Source organism: Nitrobacter winogradskyi Nb-255, assembly GCF_000012725.1.
Lineage (GTDB): Bacteria > Pseudomonadota > Alphaproteobacteria > Rhizobiales > Xanthobacteraceae > Nitrobacter > Nitrobacter winogradskyi.
Genome location: NC_007406.1, coordinates 2,610,735 through 2,635,695, shown reverse-complemented (window position 1 = coordinate 2,635,695; position 24,961 = coordinate 2,610,735). Strand labels below are relative to the sequence as shown.

Here is a 24,961-nt window from a genome sequence, read left to right as displayed (position 1 = left end):
AAATACTAGAATCGATCACGTTTATGGTTTTGGACCGAATCGATCCAAAACCATCGTGATCTAGGTCATCGACTCATTAAATCGCAACCAGATGCGGATTGAGGCGAGCTTGATGGAGGTGAGGAAGTTGTCGTCACGTTTGTCATATCTGGTGGCGACGGCGCGATAGTGCTTGATTTTGTTGAAGAAGCGTTCGACCAGATTGCGCTTGCGATAGAGCCGTCTGTTGAATTGCAAGGCCGCAACGCGATTTGGCATCGGCTTCACATTGGCTCTCGCGCCGCGCGCGGCCAGCGTTTGACGCAGGGCGTTGGAGTCGTAGGCCCGGTCGGCCAGCAGCACGTCGCCGCGTTCGACGGTGTCGATCATGTCCTGCGCGCTACGCCCGTCATGGGCCTGGCCTTCGGTGATCTTGAGGACGATCGGCAGGCCGCAGGCATCCACCAGCGCGTGGATTTTGGTGGTCAGCCCGCCGCGCGAGCGACCCATGCAACGGGATCGCGTCTGTTTTTTTGACCGTTGGCCGCATGTTGATGCACGCGGATCGACGACGAATCGATCATTTGGATGTCGCCATCGTAAGCCTTTGAAACAGCCGACAGAATGCGATCCCACACGCCTGCCTTGCGCCACCGGTTGAAGCGGTTCACGCAAGTGGTGTGCGGGCCGTAGCGCGCTGGAATGTCCGCCCACGGCGCACCGGTGCGCAGCCGCCAGAAAATCCCGTTCAGCACCCGCCGATCATCCACCCGTGCAACGCCGCGCGACTTGTTCGGCAACAGCGGCTGGATCACAGACCATTCAAAATCCGTCAGATCAAAACGTGCCATTCAATCCTCCCACCTCTGGAGATTGAATCACGCATCCCGTCCAAACGGAATCCCGTTTATGGGTTCGTGACCTAGAGTCTTTTTGGGTTGATCTGACTCGTTTGAGGATTCACGGAGGGGTTTTTCTGGGCCAGGGTTTGGCTGTCTTGATTCGGAGGCAGCGATGACACGGGCCTATTCGTCTGATTTGCGCGAGCGGGTGATTGGTGCGGTTGCGGGCGGGCTTTCGGCAACCTCGGCGGCCAAGGTTTTTTCGGTGAGTGCCAGCAGCGCGATCAAATGGGTCCGTCAGTGGCGGCTTGACGGACGAACGGCGCCGAGCGGCCTTCGCGGTCATCGTCGCGCGGTTCTTGAGCCGCATGCCGCGTGGCTGCTCGACCTGATTGGGGCACAGTCGGATATCACGCTTGAAGAAGTCCGGGTCCTGCTGCGCGAGCGCGGCATTACGGTCAGCGTGGCAACGGTGTGGAGCTTCTACGACCGGCGCGGCATCAGCTTCAAAAAAAAGCGTTTACGCGACCGAGCAGGATCGGCCCGACGTGGCGATGGCCCGCGAGGTCTGGAAAGCGCAACAAGGGCTGCTTGATCCAGCCCGCCTCGTCTTCATCGATGAGACCGGCACCTCGACCAACATGGCGCGATTGCGTGGCCGCTGCCGCCGTGGCCAACGCCTGGTCGGCAAGATTCCACACGGTCACTGGAAGATCACCACCTTCGTCGCGGCACTGCGCCACGACGCTATCACCGCTCCCTTTGTCATCAACGAGCCGATGAATGGCGAGATCTTTCGCGTCTACCTGCAACGATGCCTGGTCCCGACCCTGAAGCCAGGCGACATCGTGGTGATGGACAATCTGCCCGCCCACAAGAACGACGATGTTCGACAAATCATCGAGGCCGCTGGCGCGCAGTTGCGCTATCTGCCGCCGTACTCGCCCGACCTCAACCCGATCGAGATGGCGTTCGCAAAGCTCAAGGCCCATCTGCGAAAGGCCGCCGAGCGATCGATCCCCGCACTCTGGAACAGGATCGGTTCTATCCTCGATCTCTTCTCTCCAGACCAATGCATCAACTTCTTCAATCACGCCGGTTATGCGTAATCTCAATCCAAAATGGCTCTAGAGCTTTGCTTCTGATTGAATCGGAAGCAATGCTCCGGATTGTTGTTTTGACGCGTTTTCTTCACGCGAACAGGTCATCACCATCCTCGGGTCAAGCCCGAGGACATGCTTCGCTCGAAAACGCTATTGAAGGCTTCGATTTCAGTCAGGCTATGATGCCGGCCCGGCGACCGGCGGCGGCTTTCTGACCCTCGAAACCATGCCGCCGGCCACCCCGACGCCCATGACGTAAATCCAGCCTTCGACGTAGTCGGAGAGATGTGAATTGAAGAGGGAGCCCAGGACGTTCTGGCTGACCACGATGATTCCGAGCCAGGAGATCCAGCGCATGTCGATGAACATGAGGAAGTGGCTGAGCCACATCGCATAGAGCAAAATCACCCCGATCACGCCCCATTCGAGCGCGAAATAGAGCGTCTGGTTGTGCGGATTGGCGACGATCTGGTTGTCCGTCACCGCTTCGCCACCAGCCTCGCGCTCGAACAGGCTTCGGATCGAGCCCGTGCCATGTCCGGCCAGCGGCGCGTTGCGGATGAATCTGAGTGATTTCGTCCAGTATTCAAGGCGGAGGCCGACCGAGGTCTGCTGGCTTTGGCTTGACGCGTATTGCTGCTGAATGCTGGCGATGCGCTCCTGCAGGTTGGGAGCCAAGAACCAGGTGAGCGCCGCGGTGATCGCTATGGCCGTATATAAGATCAGCGCCTCGCGCCATTTCATATAGCGAAACGTCGAAATCAGCAGCAGGATGGGAAGCGAGACGAGGGCGGTGCGCGACGATGCGACCAGGGCCATGTTGAGGAAAAACGCAGCGCCAAGCAGAACGAGCCCGGCCGCCGCATAACGCCTTTGCCTTCGCCATATCACGATCGCGAGCGCGGCGCTGCCAAAGATGCACAGGACGAACTCCACGCCCTGCGTGATCCAGTTCTTGACGGGAACGCCGGGAATTTTGTCGTGTGCCGGAATGACCCGCGGCTCGAACCAGCTTAGCCACGACAGGGCAAGCAGAACCGTGCATGATCCAAGGAACGCGAGAAAGACGGCGAGGCCCTTCCCGGAGCGCTCGAACTGGTGCATCAGAAGCGGAATGGCGAGCAGCTTGACCACCGACCCGGCGGCGTGAATCCGGGCGGCCCATGGGGCGTCGGCCCACAGCATTCCGATCGCGGCGAGACAGAACAATGCAACGGGCAGCCAGTAGGCCGGTCGTCGAAACTGAAACCGGAATTGCCGGGCGTCGATCACGGTCAGGAGCATGATCAGCCACAGCACCGTAAACACACCAAAGATCGTGGTGGACCACGGCAGCGATATAGCCATCAGAACGGCGAGGTGATCCGCCGTTCGGGATCGGTGCGCCGCGCTGATCCAGCTATCCCTGAGCACGTACCGCTTCTCTTTGATTGGGTTGATCAGGAATCGGAAAGTCATTCTTTGAGGATCGAAAGTTGAAATCGTTCGTGACGATCCTCATTGGATCCGGCGCACGAATATGCTTGTCGTTCCGGCCTCAGACCCTTGTTTGGTGGGATGATGCGTCTGGAAACAAATGGACCTTCGTGCGGCTTCGTGGAGTTATCCATTGCGGATGTAAGTTTGTTACAGCTTCGAATGTTCCGCAATTATGAAAGTCCGTCCCCTGTCAAGGTAGGTTCCGTAGTTGCAGATATCTCGCTGCTTCACGTTTAGCCGCTGAGAGATCATCTCGCAAACCTGGGTGATTCCCTCTCCCTCGAAAGAAGGTGTATGGGACTCAAAGATGAACAAGCCGTCCGGCTTCAATAATGAAATGCAGCGATCGAAATAGGATTGCAGATCGTAACGGGTCTGGCCATCAAAAGTCGAATGGTTGGCGAGGGACATCACAACATCGTACGGACCGCGCAAAGGAGCGTCTTCAAATCCAGTGGCGAGAAACTCCGTGTTGGTGCGGCCGAGAGCCTGGGCCGCAGTTCGGGCCAATGCAGACAGGAATGGATTTATATCAAGTCCAGTAACATGCTGAGCAGCCTTGGCAAGGCTGACGGATAAAAATCCGGCATTGCAGCCGATGTCGAGAACGGTCTTGTCGCGTATATGATCGAGTAGCCGATAGGCCTTTAATCGAGCTTCTGTGGAGCGAAGACCGCTCACGCCGAGCTCTGCCAAGCTTTGATAGAAATAGCCTTCGCCATAGTCGTAATGGGGCCTGTTCGCCGTCAGCACGCATGAGACAAATTGAGGGACTTTCCGAAGGGAGGATTTCTGGTTCATCGTAGCCGCAAGGAGCGAAGATGAAGCAGAAATCCGGACCAGGCAAAGCGCCGGCAGAACAGGTGCTGAAGGACATCCGACGGCAGACGCGCCGGCATTATTCGGCGGAGGAGAAGATCCGTATCGTGCTGGAAGGACTGCGCGGCGAGGAGAACATCTCCGAGCTTTGCCGCCGCGAAGGCATCGCCGCCTCGATGTATTACGGTTGGTCCAAGGAGTTCCTGGAAGCCGGCAAGCGCCGGTTGGCGGGCGACACGGCACGTGCCGCAACCTCTGGCGAGGTGAAAGATCTTCGTCGGGAAGCCTCGGCGTTGAAGGAAGTCGTCGCCGATCTCACCCTGGAGAACCGTCTGCTAAAAAAAAGCATGAACGGGGATGGGGAGAACGAGGCATGAGGTATCCTGCGTCCGAGAAAGCCGAGATCATCGCGTTGGTGGAGCAGTCGCATTTGCCGGCCAAACGCACGCTGGACAAGCTCGGCATCCCCCGCGCCACGTTTTATAGATGGTACGATCGCTACCGCGCGGGCGGCATTGAGGCCCTGGCAGATCACCGCTCTCGACCGGATCGGGTCTGGAATCGTATCCCGGATGACGTCCGCGGCCAGATCATCGACCTGGCATTGGAGCTTCCGGAACTATCGCCGCGAGAGCTCGCCGTGCGGTTTACCGACGAGAGAAAGTACTTTGTCTCGGAGGCTTCGGTCTATCGGCTGCTGAAGGCGCACGACCTCATCACCAGTCCGGCCTATGTAGTGATCAAGGCGGCGAACGAGTTCAAGGACAAGACCACCGCCGCCAACCAGCTCTGGCAGACCGACTTCACCTACCTGAAGATCACCGGCTGGGGCTGGTACTATCTATCGACGGTGCTCGACGACTTCTCGCGCTACATCGTCGCCTGGAGGTTAGGTCCCACGATGTGTGCCTCCGACGTCACGGCTACGCTCGATCAGGCACTGGCCGCCTCTGGTCTGGATCACGTCAGCGTCAGGCAGCGGCCCCGGCTTCTCAGCGACAATGGTTCGAGTTACGTCGCGGATGATCTGGCCACGTGGCTCAGGGCCAAGGACATGCAGCATGTGCGCGGAGCGCCGTATCATCCTCAGACTCAGGGCAAGATCGAGCGTTGGCATCAAACGTTGAAGAACCGCATCCTGCTTGAGAACTACTATTTACCGGACGACCTCAAACGTCAGGTCGCCGCGTTCGTCGAACACTATAATCATGACCGCTACCACGAGAGCATCGGCAACGTTACACCTGCCGACGTCTACTTCGGCAGGGCTGAGACAATCCTCGCCGAACGACACCGCATCAAGCGCGACACCATCGCAAACCGTCGCTTGCAGCATCAGCTGCAGGCCGCTTAAACTCTAACCACAGATGAACCAGAGCCTCTCTTCTAGAAATGTCTGATCAGTCTCAAATTATCTGACGACGGACATTCGGGTCATTTGGCTATGGACTGAATTTCAGAGAATCGCTCAAGTATAAAGCCAGCTACTTGGGCGTGCAAGCTGAACCGGATTCAGGGGGGGGTCAGAAACGGCGTACGGGTGTGGCATCTCGACATTGGAGTATTCATGATAAGTATCAGCTTGTTAACTTGCACAGGGCGGCGTCTTCGGAGTTTTGGCGGCGTCCGTGTCAACGATCGGATCCATTAATGGCGAGTAAATTTCGCGGTGGTGCAGGCTAGTGCCCGACCACGACACTGATTAAAAGCGGGCTGTGTTCAAAACGCCACCAAGAGGCTGATCGGAAAAATGACATCACGGAAGGTACTGGTAACGGGGGCGGCCGGCTTCATCGGATCTCATTTGGTCGAAGAACTCGTTCGGCGCAACCTGACGGTTCGCGCTTTTGTACACTACAACAGTATGGGTTCCCGTGGTTGGCTCGATATGTCGCCCCGCTATATCCGCGACGCGCTTGATGTTTTCGCCGGTGACATTCGAGATCCGAACGGCGTTCGAGACGCGATGAAGGGTTGCGATGCCGTGTTTCATCTGGCTGCGCTTATCGCAATTCCGTATTCGTATCATTCTCCGGATACCTACGTTGACACCAACATTCGCGGGACATTGAACGTCGTGCAGGCGGCGCGCGATCTGGGGGTGGCGCATGTGGTTCACACATCAACTAGTGAGGTTTATGGTACGGCGCAATTTGTGCCCATCACGGAGGGGCATCCGCTGCAAGGACAATCTCCCTACTCTGCTAGCAAGATCGGCGCTGACCAGATTGCGCTTTCGTTTGAACGTTCGTTCGGTACGCCTGTGACCGTGGTGCGGCCCTTCAATACCTATGGGCCGCGTCAGTCAGCCCGTGCAGTGATTCCGGCCATTATTACCCAGATCGCCGGCGGTGCGCGCGTGATCAGGCTCGGGAGCACTGAGCCGACAAGGGATTTCAGTTTTGTATCGGACACGGTTGCCGGCTTCATTGCAGCGGATGAGCAGAGGGCGGCGATTGGTGAGGTTGTGAACCTTGGCAGCGGCTTTGAGGTATCGATCGGTAATACCGCAGAACTGATCGCGGAAATAATGGGCGTGGAGATCCAGATTGAGCTGGATCAGAGTCGGCAGCGTCCAGCGCGAAGCGAGGTTGACCGACTTTTCGCCAGCAATACCAAGGCTCAAAAACTGTTGAGTTGGACGCCGCAATTTGCTGGCCTCGACGGATTTCGCCGCGGCATCGAGAAAACTGTTCCTTGGTTCAGGGATCCCGTCAACCTGTCGCGTTATCGTACGTCTGCTTATACCTTGTGAGTTGGGAGAATGGCGATTTCAGCGCAAGCCGGGCCTGCGGTAGAGGCGTGTTTTCTGTCTTCAATACTTGAAGCAGTCGATCTTGCTCTTTCGTCAGCCAAGCGACCCGTTGCGTTGCATGAACCGCGTTTCGGGGCGCGGGAGCGCGAGCTTGTCATGGATTGCGTCGACACCGGTTGGGTATCTTCCGCCGGTCGATACGTTACGCTTTTCGAGGAGATGGTCGCTTCTGCCGTTGGTGTTCCACATGCGGTCGCGGTGGTTAACGGCACCACGGCCCTCCACGCGGCTCTGGTGCTGGAGGGCGTGAGGCCGGGCGACGAAGTCATCGTGCCGTCGATTACCTTCGTGGCAACAGCCAATGCCGTTAGCCATGCGGGAGCGGTACCTCATTTCGTCGATTCGACGTGGATGACAATGGGGCTTGATCCCGTCGCACTGGACGAACACCTGCAACAGGTTAGCGAGCGGCGCGATGGACAGTTGTTCAATCGGCAAACTGGTAGACGCATCCGCGCCGTCGTTCCCGTTCATGTTTTTGGTCACCCTGTCGACGTCCCTCAACTGCAAGCGCTGTTGGCCAAATATGATCTCATCTTCATTGAAGATGCGACGGAGTCGCTCGGCTCGACCTGGAAGGGTCAAGCGTGCGGAACGTTTGGCCACTCCGCAGTTCTGAGCTTCAATGGCAACAAGATCATTACGACTGGTGGCGGTGGTATGATCCTGACGGCAGACGATCAGTATGCCCGGCGTGCCCGCCATCTCACGACGACGGCAAAGATCGCGCACCAGTGGGCATTCGAGCATGATGAGGTGGGGTATAATTATCGGCTACCCAACATCAATGCGGCCTTGGGATGTGGCCAAGTTGAGCGGTTGCCGGAGATGGTCGCAGCCAAGCGCGCCTTGGCGACTCGATATATGCAGGTATTCGAAAATGTTTCTGGCGCCCGCATTTTCCGAGAGCCGGGTGGTGCAGCCAGCAACTATTGGCTGAACACGCTTGTGCTCGATCGCGAATTCTCGGACGAGCGTGACGCGCTGTTGTCGATGCTACACGCCAACGGCATCCAGGCGCGTCCGTTATGGACCCCGCTGCATTTGTTGCCGATGTATAGTGATTGTCCCCGCGCGCCGCTGCCCGTGGCCGAGGATATGTTTACACGATGCATTAATCTACCCAGTAGTCCGTTTCTCTCGGGCGAGCGGAATTGACGCCTGCACCAATGCCTAACGCCATATTTTTTGCGATCCACAACACGGCGCCGTGGTGGACTTATCTGGCTTCGCAAATGGAATTTGCGAACGTCTCTGTGTTGAGCGATATACGGGGGGATGGCGACTGGTCCCTCGTGGATGATTTCTATCATTTCCAGCGGACAGGGGAAGCAGTGGCGGCTGCCAGGGCGCGGTTCGGCGATGACGGATGCGCAGAGATCATTCTGCGTTGTAGATCCCTGAGAAGCCTCGATCCGGGATTGGCCATCAAGATGATTGGCGGTATGGCGCTTGCCATCGAGAAGGCGTTCGACCACCTCGATCCGAGGCTGGTTCTGACGTTTACGATGGATCGCTACGTAATGGACGTTATGGAACGTGTTGCGCGTAAGCGCGAGATTGATTTCATCGAAATGACGACATCGATCATTCCGGACCAGGTGATGTTTCTCCGTCGCGGGAAAATTATCCCTCTGAAAGAGCCGACCAGTCAAGCCATGGAGGCCGCAACCACAACTCTCTGTCACGCAGACTTTGCGCCCACATATGTTAGCGACACGAAGAAATTCTCATTGTCGCGCTTCTGGCGTATTTATGCGTACTTCGCGTTGCGCGGAGCGTATTTCAATGCATTGCGTTTCCTGCGCCGCGACCCTCTTAACATTCATTACATCGATGCGCTTAAAAGTCTAAGGCATAAACCCCGACTTCGGGATGTGGCAGTTCTTTCCTTTATGAATCCGGCTTGGGAAGCGCGGATGCGTGATGTGCCCCGAGATCGTCGGGTATTTCTTGGATTGCAGTTGTTTCCTGAAGCATCGATGGATTATTGGCTGAACTCCCAGGATATGCTGCAACATGATAATGTTATCGTTCGCTATTGCGAAGTTCTCGGCGGAGCGGGTTATCATATCTATGTAAAGGATCATCCGCTGCAGTTCGGTTTCCGCCAGCGGGGACTCATGCAGCGGTTGTCAAAATTGCCGTCTGTAACATTGGTGCCATATGACGTTCCGGCGGGGGTTCTGATCGGGCAATGTGCTGTATCGATCACATTCACCGGCACGATAGGCTTTCAGGCAGCCATCGCTGGACTGTGCTCGGTGGTGACCGAACCTTACTACGCCGATGAAAGGCACTATCTGCATGTACGAAGTTTCAGGGAGATCGATGACGTTGCCGAACGTATCGCGCAGTGGTCTCCTCCGCCCGATCTTTCCGCAGCCCGACGGGAAATGATACGGCATCTTGTGGCCGCAAGCGTGGAGGGCGACTACTTCACCTGGCGCAAGTTCGATCGGTCGAACCAAGCCCACCGCGACAAAGTCCAACCACTGGTACGTTCGCTCAATCGCTATTTGCCGCGGTTTCTGAAACCTAAACCGCCTTATGGCTAGTATTCGGCGCCGACTGTAGCCTCTCGATGCTGTCTGCTGTTTGGTTTCATACAATCAGCTGGTTGGACTTGAGCCCGCTCCTAATGGAGCGCTCATTTCCGAGCGTTGGGATAAAAACGCGCTGACGCGCCGGGAAGGTTCTGATGCGTGTTCGTTTGCTCAGTTTTTTAAGGCGACCAACCGTGCTCACCGCGGGTGTCGCCATGGTGTTACGCGGTGCAACCCTTGCCAGCCGGTTTCTGTTGTCGATCTTGCTAGCGCGGATGTTGTCGCCCTCCGATATGGGTGAATACGGGCTGATTACAGCCATGCTTGCGTTCGGCCTGTTTGTCCTGGGGCTTGAATTTTACTCGTATACATTGCGCGAGTTGGTGCCGGCTTCCCCCGCCAAGCGCGTCCAGATCATTGCCGATCAGATCGTGCTGGCCTCCGCTTCCTTCGCAGTCATTTCGATCGTAGCGGTGGTCGCGGCACTGATGGGGCTGTTACCCAAGAAGATTCTGTTTTTGTTCTTGTTGGTCTTGGTGACAGAGAATGCCTCGCTGGAGGCCATGCGCATTCTCATTATTACCTCACGCGTTGTCCACGCCTATATCGCTGGATTTCTCCGGGGAGGAATATGGGTCTTTGCGTTAGGCCTTCTGATGTATTTGGAGCCTTCAACGCGTTCTTTGGAAATGGTACTGATCTGGTGGGCTGGTGGTGGACTGCTCGCGGTCGTCTATTCAGCGCTGTGCTTGCTTGATCTTCCCTGGCGGAACCTTCGTTGCTATCGACCGGATCTCGGCTGGATCCAGGCGGGATTGCGCACAGCGCGGCCGTTCATGTTGACGGCGGTGAGTGCACTTATGCTGTCTTATATCGATCGATTTTTCATCGACGGGTTTGTTGGCCGACACGAACTTGGGATCTATACTTTCTATTCGACGATTCTGATCGGGATCCTATCACTGGGTACTTCTATTTCTCATCAGTTCCTGCCCCGGATTATTTCAGGACACGCTGTCGGCGCGGATGCTTATCGAAGAATCGTCGTATTGTTTCTAGTATCGATGCTGATCGTTGCCGGAGGGCTGGTAGTTGTCGCGGGATTGACGATGGGACCGCTTCTTCGCTTGTTCGGTTTGCGAGACTATGCCGAGTTTATCGGCGTATTTTATCTCATGCTGCCGGGACTTTTCCTGCGCATGCTCGCTGACGTTCCGTCATATGCACTCTATGCCGCCCATTCCGATAAGGTGTTGCTATTGTGCAACATAAGTGCCGCAGCCGTAACAGTAGTCTCTAACATCGTTCTGGTACCGATATTTGGGTTAGCTGGTGCCGCTTTATCCGGCGCGTTTGCGAGTGCGATCCTGTTCCTTTCTCTAGGTGTGGTTGCGCGCGATCGTACCCGGAACTACAGCGGCCGGCCCACCGAGACGGCCGCGATTTCGAATGATACGCATGCGCGGTATAACTAACATTCATTCGGCCGGGTCGTTTACGGCGTCGCGAATCAGGAGATTCGTGGTCAGTCCTGGCGCAGTCAGCAGCCGCTAAAAGGTGTCCAGTCCATTGAACAAGACTTCTCTCCTGTCGCCGGCGCTGCTGATGCCGTTAGCGTGGCTCATAATATTACTAGCAGTAGCCCTTGGCCCGATTGACTACTTTTCGCAACCGTCGTGGCCTGTTCTGATCATTGTCGGATTCGGCGTCGCTTTATTTTGTGCGGCATATCAGGTGGGTGCGATGACTTTTGACGCATGGATCGCGCGTCGGAAGCCGCTACCGTTGCCTTCCCGGACAACTTTGAATCGTACGGTTGTTATCGCATCGCTGTTCGGACTCGCGGGGATCGCAATGATTGCTCTTGATCGGACGGTGCTGAGCGGAATCAACAACAGCGGATACGCAGCATTGCTACGATGTGCACCAGAATTGGTTGACTATATCGAGATCAAGAGAACGGTTCTTATTTACTTAGGGTATGTGATTTTTTCTTTCGGGTATGCTTCTCTTGCGCTGTTTCTCCTCAGAGGGGAAGAAATTCAGGGATGGCCTGCGACGCTAGCACAGTTGTCGATTTTCTCCCCCGTGGGTTATGCGCTGCTCTATTCCGGCCGTATGCCGATCCTGCTTGTGATTGCTCTGATCATCTCGGTTGGCTTGGTTCGCTTGGTCCAGGGGCGATCTTTTCTGCCGCGGGGGCACCATCTCTTCATCAAGACGGTTTTGTTCGCAATTCTGTTTATGTTCTATGCGAATGCAATGTGGTCGGCGAGGCAGAGTTTCTGCACCGATATGAGCGGTCTTGTTGAGGAACTGCGTTCGCGTGTTAACGAGCAGGCATCTCGTGCGGTCAATAAGGCAAATGAGCGTCGCGAGGAAATTTTACGACAACTTGGGAGCGCCAGCCTGGACCAGGAGAAGAAGCTCCGACAACAGTTGGCTGCACTCGAAGGAATAATCGCGACTGCCGGGAAGGGTGGTCCCGAGACATCGATGGGAGCCGAGAATCTCAGCAGGATGATCGAAACGAGGAAGGCGGCCGTCACGCTGCCGATCGAATTGCGTGGAGGACGAACCGATTTTGCGATGTTCGCGGCTGTCATGCGGGACGCGTGGCACGCCCAGCCACGGAGCTATGTCTTGTCGGCGGTCGAATCCCAGTTCATTCCAGAGAATTCGATGAGAAGTATCCTGAGCAATTACTTCTACCTCACGCACGGCGTTCGCACACTGGATGCGGTATGGCAGGCGCGAGAGAATTTGACCCCCGTCTGGGGTGTTTACGAGGTTGGCATTCTGTCGCCGCTATTGCGGGTATTCTTGCCAGACAACCAGATCCTCTCATTAATGAGCAGCCAACTGAGGTCGGCGGAGATTTATGGTTTCTTCCCATCGGTGTGGGGAGCCGCCTATATCGACTTTGGAGCGTCGGGCGCAATGATCTATATTATGCTTTGGGGGCTCGTTGCAGGTTTGAGCTTTCGGGGCAGCCGAGTGTCAACGCTTGCAACGCCGCCATTGATCCTCACTTTCATATTTTCGAGCATAGCGCTTAGCCCGTTACAGGCACCGCTCGGTATTGCCAACTCGGCTTTGGTGTTGGTTTCGATTCTTATCGTTGGCTTGGCAGTTGACTTCACAATCATCAAGCGGGGACGTTCAACCCTGATTGCCGTGGATGCGCGCTCCGAGTCAAACGTATCCTAAACGGGATCGAGGAGGCCACGAGAACTACAACTGCTCAAGCCAAGCTGCCGTTTCGGTCACCCCTTGCTCAATCGTATAAGGCAGTGGACCGCAGACCGCAGCAGTTGGCCTCATGTTAAATGTATACTGTGTAAGTACGTTGTTTAAACGAAACGAGTTGAAAGGAACTTGGTTGAGTCCTGCGGCGTTTGCCGCGTCGCCGCAAAGCGCGAGCGCTCGTGCTACTGTCAACGGAATATGTGGTATTCTCCTCGCCTTGAACGCACGCTGGAAGGAGTCGCCCCAAGTCAGCAGATCGAGCGGTTCATAGTCCGCGAGATAGAAAGTCTTCCCATGGACGGCGTCCGTCGGAGCGCGGAGCATCTGGATATACTGATGCGCGATGTTCTCAATGTAACTGTATGACTTCCATAGTGGCTTCGTGCCGACATGAAAATAGTGGCCGCGCTGAATCATTCGTAGGAAGCGTTGGTAGTGGGCGCTCATTCCTGGGCCCCAAACCGTCGTGGGCCGAACCAAGATCCAGTCACGGTCGGCTCCGTTGTCGGCGCGCACGATCTGTTCCGTGCGCATCTTGCTTTGCCCGTAAAGAGTATCGGCGTTGTAATCGGTGTCGCTGTGGGGAACGTACCCCACGCGGCACACCAGTTGTGATGATGTCCAGATCGCCCGTTTTATTGATGGCGTGAGACGTACGGCGTCAATGAGGTTCTTCACGCCATCGATATTGGTTGCATAGCCTGCAAGGTCGTGCTTCTCGTCCAGATCAGTCCGTGCGGCGAGATGCACGAGAAAATCCGGCGAAAGTTTCTGAACGACTTCCTTTAGACGTTCCGCGTCCAGAATGTCGTATACATGATCTGTTGCGGCGGAATGCCTGTTGTCGAGACCAAAGACTTCGAACTGTTCCTGTCTCAGCCTTCTCACCAATGCTTGGCCGATAAAGCCGCTGCTGCCGGTTACCATCGTTTTCATTGCTGGAGTCTCGCCGGAGGAGCCGCTCGCTTGACGAGCCTCTGGACCTCCTCTACCAAACCGAGCTTGATGCTGCAATGTGAATCGGTTCTAACTCGTTGTAAGTGCATCATTTTGATTGAGTTGAGGGGGTCATGAAGACCTTTATTTCGGCTGCCCTTCGTGGCATCAACCGTGCTATTGCGCCGTTCGGCGTTCGCCTGATGCGAAACAATGCGCCGACCCGAAGTTTCGCGCTTTTCTTCGCGCACCTTCGCTCCTTGGGTTTCGAATGCAAGACTGTGATCGATGTCGGAGTCGCTTTCGGAACGCCGCCGATCTATGATGCATTTCCGGACGCGAAATATTTTCTGGTCGAGCCTGTTGCGGAATGTCGCTCCGTTCTGGAGGAACTCAAAGGGCGATTGAATGCCGAATATTTTCTTGTGGCCGCTGGCGCCACCAATGGTGAGGTCACCTTCAATGTTCATGATGACATTTCAGGGTCAAGTTTGTTCGCGCAGGTTGAAGGCAAGGCGCTGGATGGCGAAGCGCGGCTGACGCCGATCAGACGGCTGGATTCGTTGTTGCCGGAAAAGCTGGAACATCCCGTATTGCTCAAGATCGATACGCAGGGCGCCGAAATCGAAGTCTTGAAAGGATTAGGTGATCGAATTTCCGCAATCGACCTTTTGATTGTGGAGACCTCTATGTTGCCCATGAGGCAGGGGATTCCGGAGTTTGCTGAGATCGTGCGTTTTTGCGATGAAGCCGGGTTCGCGGTCTACGACGTTCTCGAAGGACATACGCGCGTGCTCGACGGCGCCTTGGCGCAGATCGATCTAGCACTTGTGCGCAAGGACAGCATCTTGCGCAAACAATCGGCATTCTTCACTGAAAAACAGGCCGCCGATTATCTAAACCGGCCGAGCAAGCTGCGGCGGGCTAAGGTCGGTTGAATCCTCCGATGGAGGAGGTGTTCTCCGTCAGTTCTCAAACCTCTGCCAGCAATACAAAGATACAGCGCCGCTCGCCCTTATTGACCATGCCGCCACGATGAATGCCATGACCATCGAACAGCACGCAATTTCCGTAGTTGGATGTGGCAGCAAAGTGCCCTTCTCGAACGGATTTTGAGGCTGCGGAATCATCGAGTACGTCAGCACCAAAATCTGCCTTCTTCCTAAGCATGCGCGGCAACGCCATGAACTTCTTTCGGGCTTCGGGTTTACGTCCGGAGAAACCACAAAAGTCGTTTGTTCGGCGTATCATGCCTTCGAACCAGCCAACCTTGATGCGATGGCTGCCGCGAACGTAGCAGAATGGTCCACCGTCCGGCCCGATATCGTGGATATACAGGGCGCATTTCAACATGCCGTATGTGGCGTCGATGTGAAGATAGGTACTCCAGGGGTCCGGTACGTCGGTGTCGGCGAATTGCTTCTTCCAGAAGGTATAATCGTCGTCGTTGATTTGCGGATTGACGTGTTTCACCCTGACGGGTCGCCCGAGATAGGCGCTGGCGACATCAGTGATGCCATGTCGCCTGAAGACCTCTTCTATGGTCTCAAACACCTTTGATTCGCGTGATCTCGTGCACCAGTAAACATTGTCGTCGAACTTCCGTCTTTCGACTGGGATGGCGGCGCGACGTTCGTCGAGGTGAGCAAAGCACGGCGCGATGACCTGACGAATGTTTTCCATCTCCTCGGGGGACAGTGTCATGCACGCCACACCATCGGATTTCATTCGTTGGAACAACGTCTCGTTCGTAGGTTTGGCGGCGCGGCGAGTTCCGATCAAGGTCCGCAGAAAGCGCTGAGCCCGGATCGACGCGAACATTGTCAAGTAGCGGGTTGCAGATGAGAGGTTCAGATGTCCGCCCCCGGCCTCCTTTGAAAGTAGGGGCATGTTTTCATAGTCGACAATGCGGCGGATCGTGACAAACGCAAACGATTTAGCGAAAACGCGCAACGCATGAAAGCGTTCGGACAAGGTCGCGGCCGGCAAGATTCCTCCATATGCCGGATGCGCGTCATAGTCGATGTCTGGCAACGAACTGCTGCGATACGCTGGAACAGGGGGGGACACGATGTTGCCTGACGCCAAATCCGGTAAAGTATCTGCTGGCGGGTCGAACGTCGTCATCATATGCGCCTTCGCGTGCTAGTTAGCCTAAAGACATCACTTGTTTGATTACCATGACAGCCGGCGAGGGTCTACGGGACGGCAGGGGCGGATGCCGAATGCTGCGAAATGGTCGTGGGCGGCAGGTCATGGAAAGTTTTTGGAAAAGCCTTGGTCAGATCGATCGACTGGATGAGGTCGGCGATCCGGCCGGAGGCGCCACCGCGGCCATAGGGCGGCTCCAGTGACAGATCAGGCTGGAAGCGGCCTTCCAGGACCAGACTGAGCGCTGCCGAAATTTCGGCCTGATCGACGGCGCAATCCAGGATCGACGCCGCGCGCAATCGTCCCGACTGCCGGTCCCCGATGTTGATCGACGGGGTTCCAACGGCGGGCGCCTCCAGGATTCCGCTCGATGAGTTTCCGATCACCACGTCGGTGAGCCTGAGGGCCGACCAGTAGCGATCGCTGCCGAGTGAGGTGAACAGGTATGCGTGCCCCGGCCGCGCGCTGACGAAGTCGCGCACGGCATTGTCAATGATCCTGTTTCCCGGGTCGGCATTGACGCCGGTAAAGATGATGCCGCGATCCTTGACCTGCGCCAGGGCACCGAGAAGAGCAGCGGCGGTGGCGCGATCGGCCCCCGGGCGTGCCGTCGTTGGATGAAGCGTCGCCAGCAGGAACCGGCGAGGTTCGCCGATGCCGAGTGATTCGAACAGCGAAGAACGGTCGAGAGCAGGCGCGACGTCCGCTTGATCAAGTCCGGGCGCGCCGACGTTGAATATGAAGTCTGGGTTCTCGCCCATCTGAATGACGCGCAGACGATAGGGTTCCGCCGCGACGAAATGGATGCACGCCATTTTCGTCACCGCATGGCGGATGGCGTCATCGAAAGCGCCGGCGGTAATTTCGCCGCCATGGATGTGGGCAATTGGAATGTTGGACAGCGTTGCCGCTGTGGCGGCGGACAGGATCTCAAAGCGGTCACCAAGCACGACGACCAGATCGGGAGAAAGCCTTTGGAAAGCTTCTGAAAAGCCGATAGTCCCGATTCCCGTGCTGCGCGCGATTGCGTCCGGCGTGTCGTCGCCGAGTTCGAGATCGACTTTCCCGGTCAAAGTGAAGCCGTCGGCTTCGATCGCGCGCCATGTCTCGCCGAAACGCGGGGCTAGATGCATGCCGCAAGCGACCACCTGGAGGTCGATCCCGGCGCATCCACGCAATCTGGTCAACAGCCCGCGGAGCAGGCCATAGTCGGCGCGGGATCCGGTCACGACCGCGATGCGGCGACGCGAGGCCGTCATGGTGACGTTGACTGCCATGGCGACGCATCAAGCATGCCGTGGTCGATGACATAGGAGGCGTAGGCTAGGTCCGCCATGGTTTCGATTTCGATCGAATGGAAACGGTCCATCAGGATGCCATAGCTGCTGGACGGGTTCGCGTATATTTTCCGATGCTTTCGCATCGCATTCCAGTCGATCAAATAGAGCGCGCCGTTCATTGTCACTTCCGGCGGCTGATCCTGCCGCCGCAGGTGAGACAGGGACAACATTTTGTCCACGATCGGCGCGATGGAGCCGTCGCTGCCAATCTGCCCCACGAAAACCGACGAGACCTCGGTTTCACGCATGCCGACGACGAGCTCGGCCTGGCGCGCCCTGTAGAGTTCGACAGCCTGGTCATAATGTTCGGGACGCGCGAACGGCGATGACGGCTCCAGAAGCATCACCGCGCCGTACCGCCGACCCTCGTGCTTCTCGATCCAGTCCATCGCGTGCAGCACAACGTCGGCTGAAGACGCGGTGTCGGATGCCAGTTCGGCGGGTCGCGAAAACAGAACCTCGGCGCCGTGCCGCTTTGCCTCGGCCTGAATGTCCGGGCTGTCACTCGATACGATGAGCCGCGAGCAATATCGGGATTTCAAGGCCGATCTCGCCCGGTAGCCGACCAGGCTGAGATTGCCTATTTGCTTCAGGTTTTTCCCGGGCAAACCCTTTGAACCACCGCGGCCAACGATCAAAAACAGGATGTCTGCCGAATCCGGCATTGTGAACTGACCTCAAAACGGAGATTTGGGCCATTGGATCCCCGGTCCCGCGATTGATTTTACCAGTGCGGTCGATTAAAACAACTCCCTGATTTAGGGACACTTTTGTCCTCAGCTCCTCGGAAAAGATCGGACTTTATGCTGCAGCGTGCCCGTATCATCGCGGAGGCGGGGGTCAACCATAATGGCGATCTTGCCCGGGCGCTGGCGCTGGTGGATACCGCCGCGCGCGCGGGCGCGGACATCATCAAATTCCAGTCGTTCCGGGCCGACAAGCTGGCGACTCCGGCCGCCGCCAAGGCCAGCTACCAGCAGGCGACGACCGGCGGCGGTCAATCCCAGTTGGAGATGCTGCGCTCGCTCGAGTTAAGCGAGAGCGAAGAGCGCGAGATTGCCGCGGCCTGCGCGGCGGCAAACATCGGCTATCTGTCGACGCCATTCGATGCCGACAGCGCCACCCATCTTGTCAGGCATGTCGGCGTCTCCGCATTCAAGGTCGGTTCGGGAGATCTGACCAATGCGCCCTTGCTGCTTCACCTGGCGCGCTTCCGTTTGCCCGTCATCCTCTCCACCGGCATGGGAACGCTGGCGGAGATTGAACAGGCGCTGGGAGTTATCGCGTTCGGGTACTTCCGGGAAGAGGCCGCGCCGTCCACGTCACGCGCTTTTTCCGAGGTGCTTTTGGAGCGCCGCGCCTGGTCGATGCTGCGGGAAAAGGTAACCTTGCTGCATTGTACAACGGAATACCCGGCAGCCGCACATTCGATCAATTTGCGCGCGATGGCCTCATTGCGCGAGGCGTTCGGTCTGGAGGTCGGCTTTTCCGATCACAGCGTGGGCATTCATCTAGCGGTTGCCGCGGTCGCACTGGGCGCGACCGTCATTGAGAAGCACTTCACGCTCGACCGGAATCTGCCGGGCCCGGATCATCGCGCGTCGCTCGAGCCCGATGAACTGACGGCCATGATCGCCGCCATACGGGACGTCGAGAGTGCGATGGGCGACGGGCGGAAGATTCCCGCTCCGGAAGAACTGGCCAATCGTTCCGTGGCGCGCAGGAGTCTGGTTGTCACGCGGCGCGTGTGCCGGGGTGAGAGATTTTCGGCAGACAACCTCGGGGTCAAACGTCCGGGCAATGGCGTCTCCCCAATGGAATTCTGGACCTATCTCGATCAGGTTGCCCCTCGCGACTATGAGGTCGACGAGGCGATCGAGCCATGACGCTTGTCGTTCTTTGCGCGGGAGGTCATGCCAGCGTTGTCATCGAGGCCTTGCTCAGCACAGGAACCCGACCTGACTTTGCGACGGATCAAAATCCTTCGCTCGTTGGGAAACTGATTCAGGGCATCCCGATCAAGGGTCCGGATGCGGCAGTCCTGGAAATGCCGGTCGAAACCACCGAACTCGTCAACGCCATGGGTAATCGCGCCACGCGATCAGACTCTGGATTGTCGCGTCGACGCGATCTGTTTTGTCGATTCGACAAGCTGGGTTTCAGGTTTCCTGTCATCGCCCATCGCTCCGCCATTGTGGCGTCGACCGTTCAGCCTGGAGATGGTTGCCAGGTTATGGCGGGCGCCGTTATTCAGCCGCGCGCGCAAATTGGCCGAAATGTGCTTATAAACACCCGCGCGGTCGTGGAGCATGATTGTCATGTGGGCGATCATTCCCATATCGCGCCCGGTGCGGTGTTGTGCGGCGGTGTTTTGGTCGGAGAGAGCGTGCACGTCGGCGCGGGTGCGATTGTGCTCGGTGGCGTGCGGCTTGGGGCGGGCTCCGTTGTCGCCGCGGGGGCGACGGTGACCAGGGATATTGAAGGCGGCTGCTTCAGCGGCCGCCAAGACGGGACAGTATGAGCGCCTTGTTTGTTGTTACCGAGGAGATACCGCTGCTCGAGGCGCTTCGTCGCATCGATGAGGGCAATCTCCAACTGGCGGTGGTTGAGCGTGACGGAAAGATCGTCGGCACGGTGACCGACGGCGATGTTCGCCGCGCGCTGCTGAACGGTGTCGGTCTCGATACGCCCGTGAACGAGGTCATGAATCGTAACCCCGTCGTGGCTCCGGCGGGAATTTCGAACGCCGCCGCGCTTACGCTCATGCGACGACGCTCGATCCACCAGCTTCCCATCGTGGATGATCATGGCAAAGTCATAGAGATCAAGCTGATCGATGATCTCGCGGCCGCGTCGCAGGCGGATCACTGGGTTGTCCTGATGGCTGGCGGCCTCGGCTCCAGGCTGAGACCGCTGACCGACGACCTGCCCAAGCCATTGATAAAGGTCGGTAACAAGCCGATCCTGGAAACCGTCTTGAACGGCTTCATCAAATCCGGGTTCGGAAAGTTCTTTATTTCCGTCAACTACAAGGCCGAGATGATCCGGGAGTATTTCGGCGATGGCTCAGCGTGGGGCGTCGAGATCGACTATCTCGTCGAGAGCGATCGTCTCGGCACCGCGGGTGCGCTGTCGTTAATTCCTGAGCGGCCGACCCGGCCGTTCTTCGTCATGAACGGCGATCTGCTGACGACGGTGAATTTCGAGCAGATGCTGAAATATCACCTTGAGCATCAGGCCTTCACGACAATCTGTGTGCGGGAGCATGCGATCACCGTGCCGTTCGGCGTCGTCGATTTCGAAGATCACCGGATTCTCGGCATTCGGGAGAAGCCGACGCAGAAGTTCTTCGTCAACGCCGGCGTGTATCTTCTCGACCCCGAGGTGCTCGATTATATCGGAGCCACCGAAGCAGTCGATATGCCGACCCTGATCGAACGCACGATCGAGCGCGGCAAGCGATCCGTCGCTTTTCCGCTGCGGGAATACTGGATCGACGTCGGACGTCTCGATGATCTGCAGAAAGCGTCCGATGAGTTCCAGAGGATTTTCGGATGACGCCAGAACGAACTCTTCGGGAACTGATGGCGCTCGATGGGCGGGTGGCCCTGGTGACCGGCGGTGCGGGTCACATCGGCCGATCGATATCCGGCGCCCTGGCCGAGCTTGGCGCTCGCGTGGCGGTCGTGGATCTTTCATCCGGGGCGGCGGGGGTGGTGGCCGCCGATCTGAAGGAACGCTGGTCCGTTGCTGCTGCGGGGTTTGAGTGTGACCTTGAAGACGGCGCGGCCGTAGGCGATCTGCCGAGACGAGTTCACGAAGCGCTGGGACGCATTGATATCATCGTCAATTGCGCCGCCTTTGTTGGCACAAGCGGCCTCGATGGGTGGGCCGTGGGATTCGAGCAACAGTCCGCTGCGACCTGGCGGCGTGCTCTGGAAGTCAATCTCACCGCGCCCTTTATCCTCATTCAGGCCGCGGCCGACGACCTCCGGGCGTCCGGGCGGGGAAGCGTGATAAACGTTTCATCGATCTACGGCCTGGTGGGTCCCGATTGGCGTCTCTATGATGATACCACTCTGGGTAATCCGGCCGCCTATGCCGCAAGCAAGGGCGGTCTTGTTCAGTTGACGCGGTGGCTGGCGACCACACTCGCGCCGGATATACGTGTGAATGCAATTGCGCCGGGTGGGGTTTTTCGTAGCACACCGGAGCCATTCCTCTCGCGCTATGTGGCGCGTACGCCCCTCGGTCGCATGGCGCGGGAAGAGGACCTCAAGGGAGCGGTCGCATATCTGGCAAGCGATCTTTCCGCATACGTGACAGGACAATGCCTGGCCGTCGACGGCGGATGGACGGCGTGGTAAGCCACGGCAAACCTCAGAAATGACGAGAAGAATCAAATGTTGAGCTGTAGCAAGTGCTTGTTGCCCGAGACCGCCGAAGCTACGTCGTTCGACGACACCGGGTCATGCAGTGTTTGCCGCCAGATCGAGGTGCGGGACACCCAGATCGACTGGGACGATCGTCACCGGCAGATGATGGAACTGGTCGCCCAGTACAGGGACAAGGGTCTTTACGACTGTATCGTTCCGTACTCCGGCGGAAAGGATAGCGTCTTCCAGCTCTGGTACGTGGTTCGCAAGCTCGGGCTCAAGCCGCTCGTGGTCCGGTTTGATCACTGGTTCTATCGGCCCCTCGTCGAGGAAAACAACACGAGTGTGTTCAAGCAACTGGGGGTGGACGTTCTGAACTTCACGCCCAACTGGCACGTGGTTCGGGAACTCATGCTCGAGTCGCTGAAGCGCCGCGGTGACTTCTGCTGGCATTGCCACACCGGCATCTACGCGCACACGATGCAGATCGCGATCCGTTACGAAACGCCGCTGCTGTTCTGGGGCGAGAGTCTTGCCGAGTATCAGTCGTTCTATTCCTATGATGAAATGGAAGAGGTCGACGAGAAGCGTTTCAACCGCGCGATGAACCTCGGAATCACGGCCGATGACATGTATGAATTTCTCGGAGGCAGGGTCGCCAAGCGCGATCTCTATCCCTTCGTCTATCCGCCTCGCAAGGAACTGATGCGCATCAAGTGCCGCTCGATCTGCCTCGGCAGTTACATCAGGTGGGACACCAAGAAGCACGTCGAGATCATCAAGCGTGAGCTTGGATGGAAGGGACAGGAAGTCGAGGGTATTCCACCCGAATATGACTATGAGAAGATAGAATGCTTCTTCCAGGGAGTCCGCGACTACCTGAAATACATCAAAAGAGGCATGGGGCGGACAAATCATCTCGCCAATATCGACATTCGAAACCACCGGATCACCCGCGAGGAAGGGGAGCGGCTGGTGAAGGAATATGACGGAAAACGGCCGCCGAGCCTGGATCTGTTTCTCGACTACCTGCAAATCTCTGAGGAGCAGTTCCTTGATGTCGCCATGCGGCACGAGGTCAGCCCGTGGCAGTTCTCGCCCAATCAGGTCGAAAGCGGCAAGCGGATGCCGGACATGGATAAATGGGACAACACGCGCGTGCCATGGCCAAATCATCCGGGCATCGACATCGGCAACAAAGGCTGAAGGCAGGCGAAGCTAGGGCTCCCTCATGGCGCGGGTGGCGATCATTGATTACGGAATCAATAACGTGCGCTCGGTACGCAACGCCGTGGAATACTGTGGCCACGAGGCTGTCGTAACCCACGGCAATGACGGCATCGCGGACGCGTCGCACATCATACTGCCAGGCGTCGGCGCGTTCGGCGATGCGATGAAAAAAATTCGCGATCGCGGCCTTGATGAAATTCTCGCGCGCGGCGTATGCGAGGCAGGAAAACCTCTTCTTGCTGTTTGCCTTGGCATGCAGCTTCTGGCGAAGACCTCGGAAGAGCACGCTGATGACGGCGAATTTTTCCAAGGGTTGGGTTTGATCGAGGCGGATGTTCGGCGCCTGCGGCCCAAGGATCCTGATCTAAAGATCCCCCACATGGGTTGGAACAACATCACGAAGCTGCGTGAGCATCCGATTCTGGTCAACATGCGCGAGACAAATCTTGCATTCTATTTTGTGCACAGCTTTGCGATGAGTTGCGAGAACGAGGACGACGTCGTTGGCCGCGCGACTTATGGCCAGGATGTAACCGCGATCGTCGCAAGGGACAATATCGTCGGCACCCAGTTTCATCCCGAAAAGAGCCAGGATAGCGGCATCGAACTGATGAGCAATTTCCTGCAATGGAATCCGTGAAGAAACGGCCATGCTGAAGAAGAGGCTGATTCCGAAATTCCTGCTGCGGGACGGAAGGCTGGTCAAATACACCTGCTTCTTCGACAATGAACGTATTGCGGGCAATCCCGTCACGACGGCGAAGGTCTATAACGACTACGGCGTCGACGAGTTGATCGTGCTGGACATTGTTCCAAGCGCCGCATCGCGGGCGCGTGTCGAGGACATCATAGGGCGGATGTCGGAAGAGATATTCATGCCCTTCACGGTTGGCGGTGGCGTCAAGACGGCGGAGGACGTCAATGCACTTTTGCGCGCCGGCGCCGATAAGGTCTCCATCAACTCCGAAGCGGTGCGCCGGCCCGAATTCGTTCGCGAGGCCGCCCGGACATTCGGCGACCAGTGCATCACCGTCTCCATAGACTACAAGAGGATCGGATCGCATCATGCCAGCGTGTATATCGATGGCGGACGCGAACATGTCGCTCTTGATCCCGTGGAGTGGGCTTTGCGGTGCGAGGACCTGCACTGTGGCGAGATATTGATGAGCTCGATCGATCGGGACGGAACAATGCAGGGTTACGATCTTGAGATGATAAACACTTTGACCAAAAGGCTCGGCGTCCCCATGATCGTTTCAGGCGGCTGCGGCTCCCTGCAACATGCCATCGATGCGTTGGAGGCGGGAGCTTCAGCCGTGGCCATTTCATCGATGTTCTTGTTCACCGATCATAGCCCGATCAAGTTACGCAGCCATCTTGCTTCCCGCGGGCTTGATGTCAGGACGAGCGCCAGCAGCAGGAATTGACGTGCAGCTCTCTCTCGATCGATCCGACCTGACAGCGTATGTGGCGAGACAGCTTGAGAGCTTCTTTCCCGACGGCTTTCCGCTCGATGATCTGCCAGCATTTGTCGATCGCGCACTGGAGCGTCTTGAATATTGCTTTTCGCGTGTTCGGCTGAAGGGCTACTTTGATGGAGAGCAGTCGCGGTTCTCGCATCGGCACTCGGATCAATATGCGGTTTTCCTGTACTATCTGTCGAATTCAACCTTTCGTGAAAAGCCCGGCCATCCCATCGCGGAAAAGGCCTATGCCTTGAACAAGGCTTTGCACGCGCTCGATGCGTTCTATGAGGTCGAGCTGCCGGATATCTTCGCGGTTCAGCATCCGGTGGGGACCGTGCTCGGGCGAGCCACTTACTCAGACTATTTCATGTGCTACCAGAACTGCACAGTCGGTGCGAACCTCGATAGCGATTACCCGGAATTCGGGCAGGGGATCGTGATTTATGGTGGGGGCCGGGTGATTGGACGAACCAGCGTTGGAGACAACACGTTTGTTTCAACAGGCGCCATCGTGATGGATGCCGGTGCGCTGCATGGAGATTGCGTTTTGCACGGAATTTTTCCAAGGACGCAGAGATCCCCGACACGACGAAATGTCATTCGCGACATCTTCGGCTGGGCGGACTGATC

Annotated in this window: 22 protein-coding genes and 1 pseudogene; 16 read left to right on the top strand and 7 right to left on the bottom strand. The window is 57.2% G+C overall.

Annotated features, from left to right (window positions below; genetic code table 11):
- Nucleotides 1-60 precede the first annotated feature (60 nt).
- A pseudogene (locus NWI_RS17100) lies at nt 61-830 on the bottom strand (IS5 family transposase).
- A gap of 163 nt (nt 831-993) precedes the next feature.
- Here NWI_RS17100 and NWI_RS17095 point away from each other — a divergent pair.
- Nucleotides 994-1,930 (top strand): IS630 family transposase gene (locus NWI_RS17095; RefSeq protein ID WP_148203782.1). Its coding sequence is split into 2 segments (ribosomal slippage): nt 994-1,329 and nt 1,331-1,930, totalling 936 coding nucleotides; the frame shifts between segments, so codons are not numbered across the junction.
- Nucleotides 1,931-2,101: 171 nt separating this feature from the next.
- Here the strand turns inward: NWI_RS17095 and NWI_RS12530 are convergent.
- Both NWI_RS12530 and NWI_RS12525 read right to left on the bottom strand, forming a co-directional pair.
- Entirely contained in the window at nt 2,102-3,271 is a 1,170-nt protein-coding gene (locus NWI_RS12530; RefSeq protein ID WP_244374913.1) for an O-antigen ligase family protein, read from the bottom strand.
- 279 nt (nt 3,272-3,550) lie between these two features.
- Nucleotides 3,551-4,204 (bottom strand): class I SAM-dependent methyltransferase, encoded by a 654-nt coding sequence (locus NWI_RS12525; RefSeq protein ID WP_011315623.1) that lies wholly within the window; start codon nt 4,202-4,204, stop codon nt 3,551-3,553.
- Between the two features lie 20 nt (nt 4,205-4,224).
- Between NWI_RS12525 and NWI_RS12515 the strand changes: the two genes are divergently transcribed.
- From NWI_RS12515 to NWI_RS12490, 6 genes are all read left to right on the top strand, one after another.
- A protein-coding gene (locus NWI_RS12515; protein WP_148203862.1) for an IS3 family transposase occupies nt 4,225-5,576 on the top strand; the annotation gives its coding sequence in 2 pieces (ribosomal slippage) (nt 4,225-4,558 and nt 4,558-5,576; 1,353 coding nt in all).
- A 396-nt stretch (nt 5,577-5,972) separates the two neighbouring features.
- Nucleotides 5,973-6,977: an NAD-dependent 4,6-dehydratase LegB gene (locus tag NWI_RS12510; protein ID WP_011315621.1), complete on the top strand. Its 1,005-nt coding sequence runs from the start codon at nt 5,973-5,975 to the stop codon at nt 6,975-6,977.
- A gap of 9 nt (nt 6,978-6,986) precedes the next feature.
- The gene (locus NWI_RS12505; RefSeq protein ID WP_011315620.1) at nt 6,987-8,195 is read left to right on the top strand and encodes a LegC family aminotransferase; all 1,209 of its coding nucleotides are present in this window, start codon (nt 6,987-6,989) and stop codon (nt 8,193-8,195) included.
- Between the two features lie 11 nt (nt 8,196-8,206).
- On the top strand, nt 8,207-9,595 hold the full coding sequence (locus NWI_RS12500; protein ID WP_041345072.1) for a hypothetical protein: 1,389 nt from the start codon (nt 8,207-8,209) through the stop codon (nt 9,593-9,595).
- Nucleotides 9,596-9,738: 143 nt separating this feature from the next.
- Nucleotides 9,739-11,058 (top strand): lipopolysaccharide biosynthesis protein, encoded by a 1,320-nt coding sequence (locus NWI_RS12495; RefSeq protein ID WP_148203861.1) that lies wholly within the window; start codon nt 9,739-9,741, stop codon nt 11,056-11,058.
- A gap of 94 nt (nt 11,059-11,152) precedes the next feature.
- Nucleotides 11,153-12,793: an O-antigen polymerase gene (locus NWI_RS12490; protein WP_148203860.1), complete on the top strand. Its 1,641-nt coding sequence runs from the start codon at nt 11,153-11,155 to the stop codon at nt 12,791-12,793.
- 24 nt (nt 12,794-12,817) lie between these two features.
- Here NWI_RS12490 and NWI_RS12485 read toward each other — a convergent pair whose 3' ends face one another.
- Nucleotides 12,818-13,768 carry an NAD-dependent epimerase/dehydratase family protein gene (locus NWI_RS12485; RefSeq protein ID WP_011315616.1) on the bottom strand — a complete coding sequence of 317 codons (951 nt, stop codon included), beginning with the start codon at nt 13,766-13,768 and terminating at the stop codon, nt 12,818-12,820.
- A 134-nt stretch (nt 13,769-13,902) separates the two neighbouring features.
- On the opposite strand from NWI_RS12485, the gene NWI_RS12480 reads away from it, so the two are divergent.
- Nucleotides 13,903-14,706, top strand: a complete 804-nt coding sequence (locus NWI_RS12480) for an FkbM family methyltransferase (protein WP_011315615.1) — start codon at nt 13,903-13,905, stop codon at nt 14,704-14,706.
- A gap of 34 nt (nt 14,707-14,740) precedes the next feature.
- On the opposite strand, the gene NWI_RS12475 is transcribed toward NWI_RS12480, so the two are convergent.
- The 3 genes from NWI_RS12475 to NWI_RS12465 all read right to left on the bottom strand — a co-directional run bounded on the left by NWI_RS12475 (nt 14,741) and on the right by NWI_RS12465 (nt 17,924).
- Entirely contained in the window at nt 14,741-15,895 is a 1,155-nt protein-coding gene (locus NWI_RS12475) for a phytanoyl-CoA dioxygenase family protein (RefSeq protein ID WP_187147976.1), read from the bottom strand.
- 71 nt (nt 15,896-15,966) lie between these two features.
- Nucleotides 15,967-17,196, bottom strand: coding sequence for a UDP-N-acetylglucosamine 2-epimerase (neuC, locus tag NWI_RS12470; RefSeq protein WP_011315613.1), 1,230 nt, complete (start codon nt 17,194-17,196; stop codon nt 15,967-15,969).
- The gene (locus tag NWI_RS12465; RefSeq protein ID WP_011315612.1) at nt 17,175-17,924 is read right to left on the bottom strand and encodes an acylneuraminate cytidylyltransferase family protein; all 750 of its coding nucleotides are present in this window, start codon (nt 17,922-17,924) and stop codon (nt 17,175-17,177) included. The genes neuC and NWI_RS12465 overlap by 22 nt, the downstream gene beginning before the upstream one ends.
- Nucleotides 17,925-18,062: 138 nt before the next feature.
- Here NWI_RS12465 and neuB point away from each other — a divergent pair, with 138 nt between their 5' ends.
- The 8 genes from neuB to NWI_RS12425 are packed head-to-tail and all read left to right on the top strand — an operon-like array spanning nt 18,063 to nt 24,959.
- Nucleotides 18,063-19,145, top strand: coding sequence for an N-acetylneuraminate synthase (gene neuB, locus NWI_RS12460; RefSeq protein ID WP_041345066.1), 1,083 nt, complete (start codon nt 18,063-18,065; stop codon nt 19,143-19,145).
- Nucleotides 19,142-19,780, top strand: a complete 639-nt coding sequence (locus NWI_RS12455) for an acetyltransferase (protein ID WP_011315610.1) — start codon at nt 19,142-19,144, stop codon at nt 19,778-19,780. The genes neuB and NWI_RS12455 overlap by 4 nt, the downstream gene beginning before the upstream one ends.
- Nucleotides 19,777-20,817 (top strand): nucleotidyltransferase family protein, encoded by a 1,041-nt coding sequence (locus NWI_RS12450; protein WP_011315609.1) that lies wholly within the window; start codon nt 19,777-19,779, stop codon nt 20,815-20,817. The genes NWI_RS12455 and NWI_RS12450 overlap by 4 nt, the downstream gene beginning before the upstream one ends.
- A complete protein-coding gene (locus NWI_RS12445; RefSeq protein WP_011315608.1) occupies nt 20,814-21,626 on the top strand; it encodes an SDR family oxidoreductase in 813 nt (270 codons plus the stop codon). Before NWI_RS12450 ends, NWI_RS12445 begins: the two co-directional genes overlap by 4 nt.
- Before the next feature lie 36 nt (nt 21,627-21,662).
- On the top strand, nt 21,663-22,841 hold the full coding sequence (locus NWI_RS12440; protein WP_011315607.1) for an N-acetyl sugar amidotransferase: 1,179 nt from the start codon (nt 21,663-21,665) through the stop codon (nt 22,839-22,841).
- A gap of 25 nt (nt 22,842-22,866) precedes the next feature.
- On the top strand, nt 22,867-23,505 hold the full coding sequence (hisH, locus tag NWI_RS12435) for an imidazole glycerol phosphate synthase subunit HisH (protein WP_011315606.1): 639 nt from the start codon (nt 22,867-22,869) through the stop codon (nt 23,503-23,505).
- Between the two features lie 10 nt (nt 23,506-23,515).
- Complete coding sequence (gene wbuZ, locus NWI_RS12430) at nt 23,516-24,292, top strand: glycosyl amidation-associated protein WbuZ (RefSeq protein WP_011315605.1); 777 nt, start codon at nt 23,516-23,518, stop codon at nt 24,290-24,292.
- Between the two features lies 1 nt (nt 24,293).
- Nucleotides 24,294-24,959 carry a hypothetical protein gene (locus NWI_RS12425; RefSeq protein WP_041345065.1) on the top strand — a complete coding sequence of 222 codons (666 nt, stop codon included), beginning with the start codon at nt 24,294-24,296 and terminating at the stop codon, nt 24,957-24,959.
- The last annotated feature ends 2 nt before the right edge of the window (nt 24,960-24,961 follow it).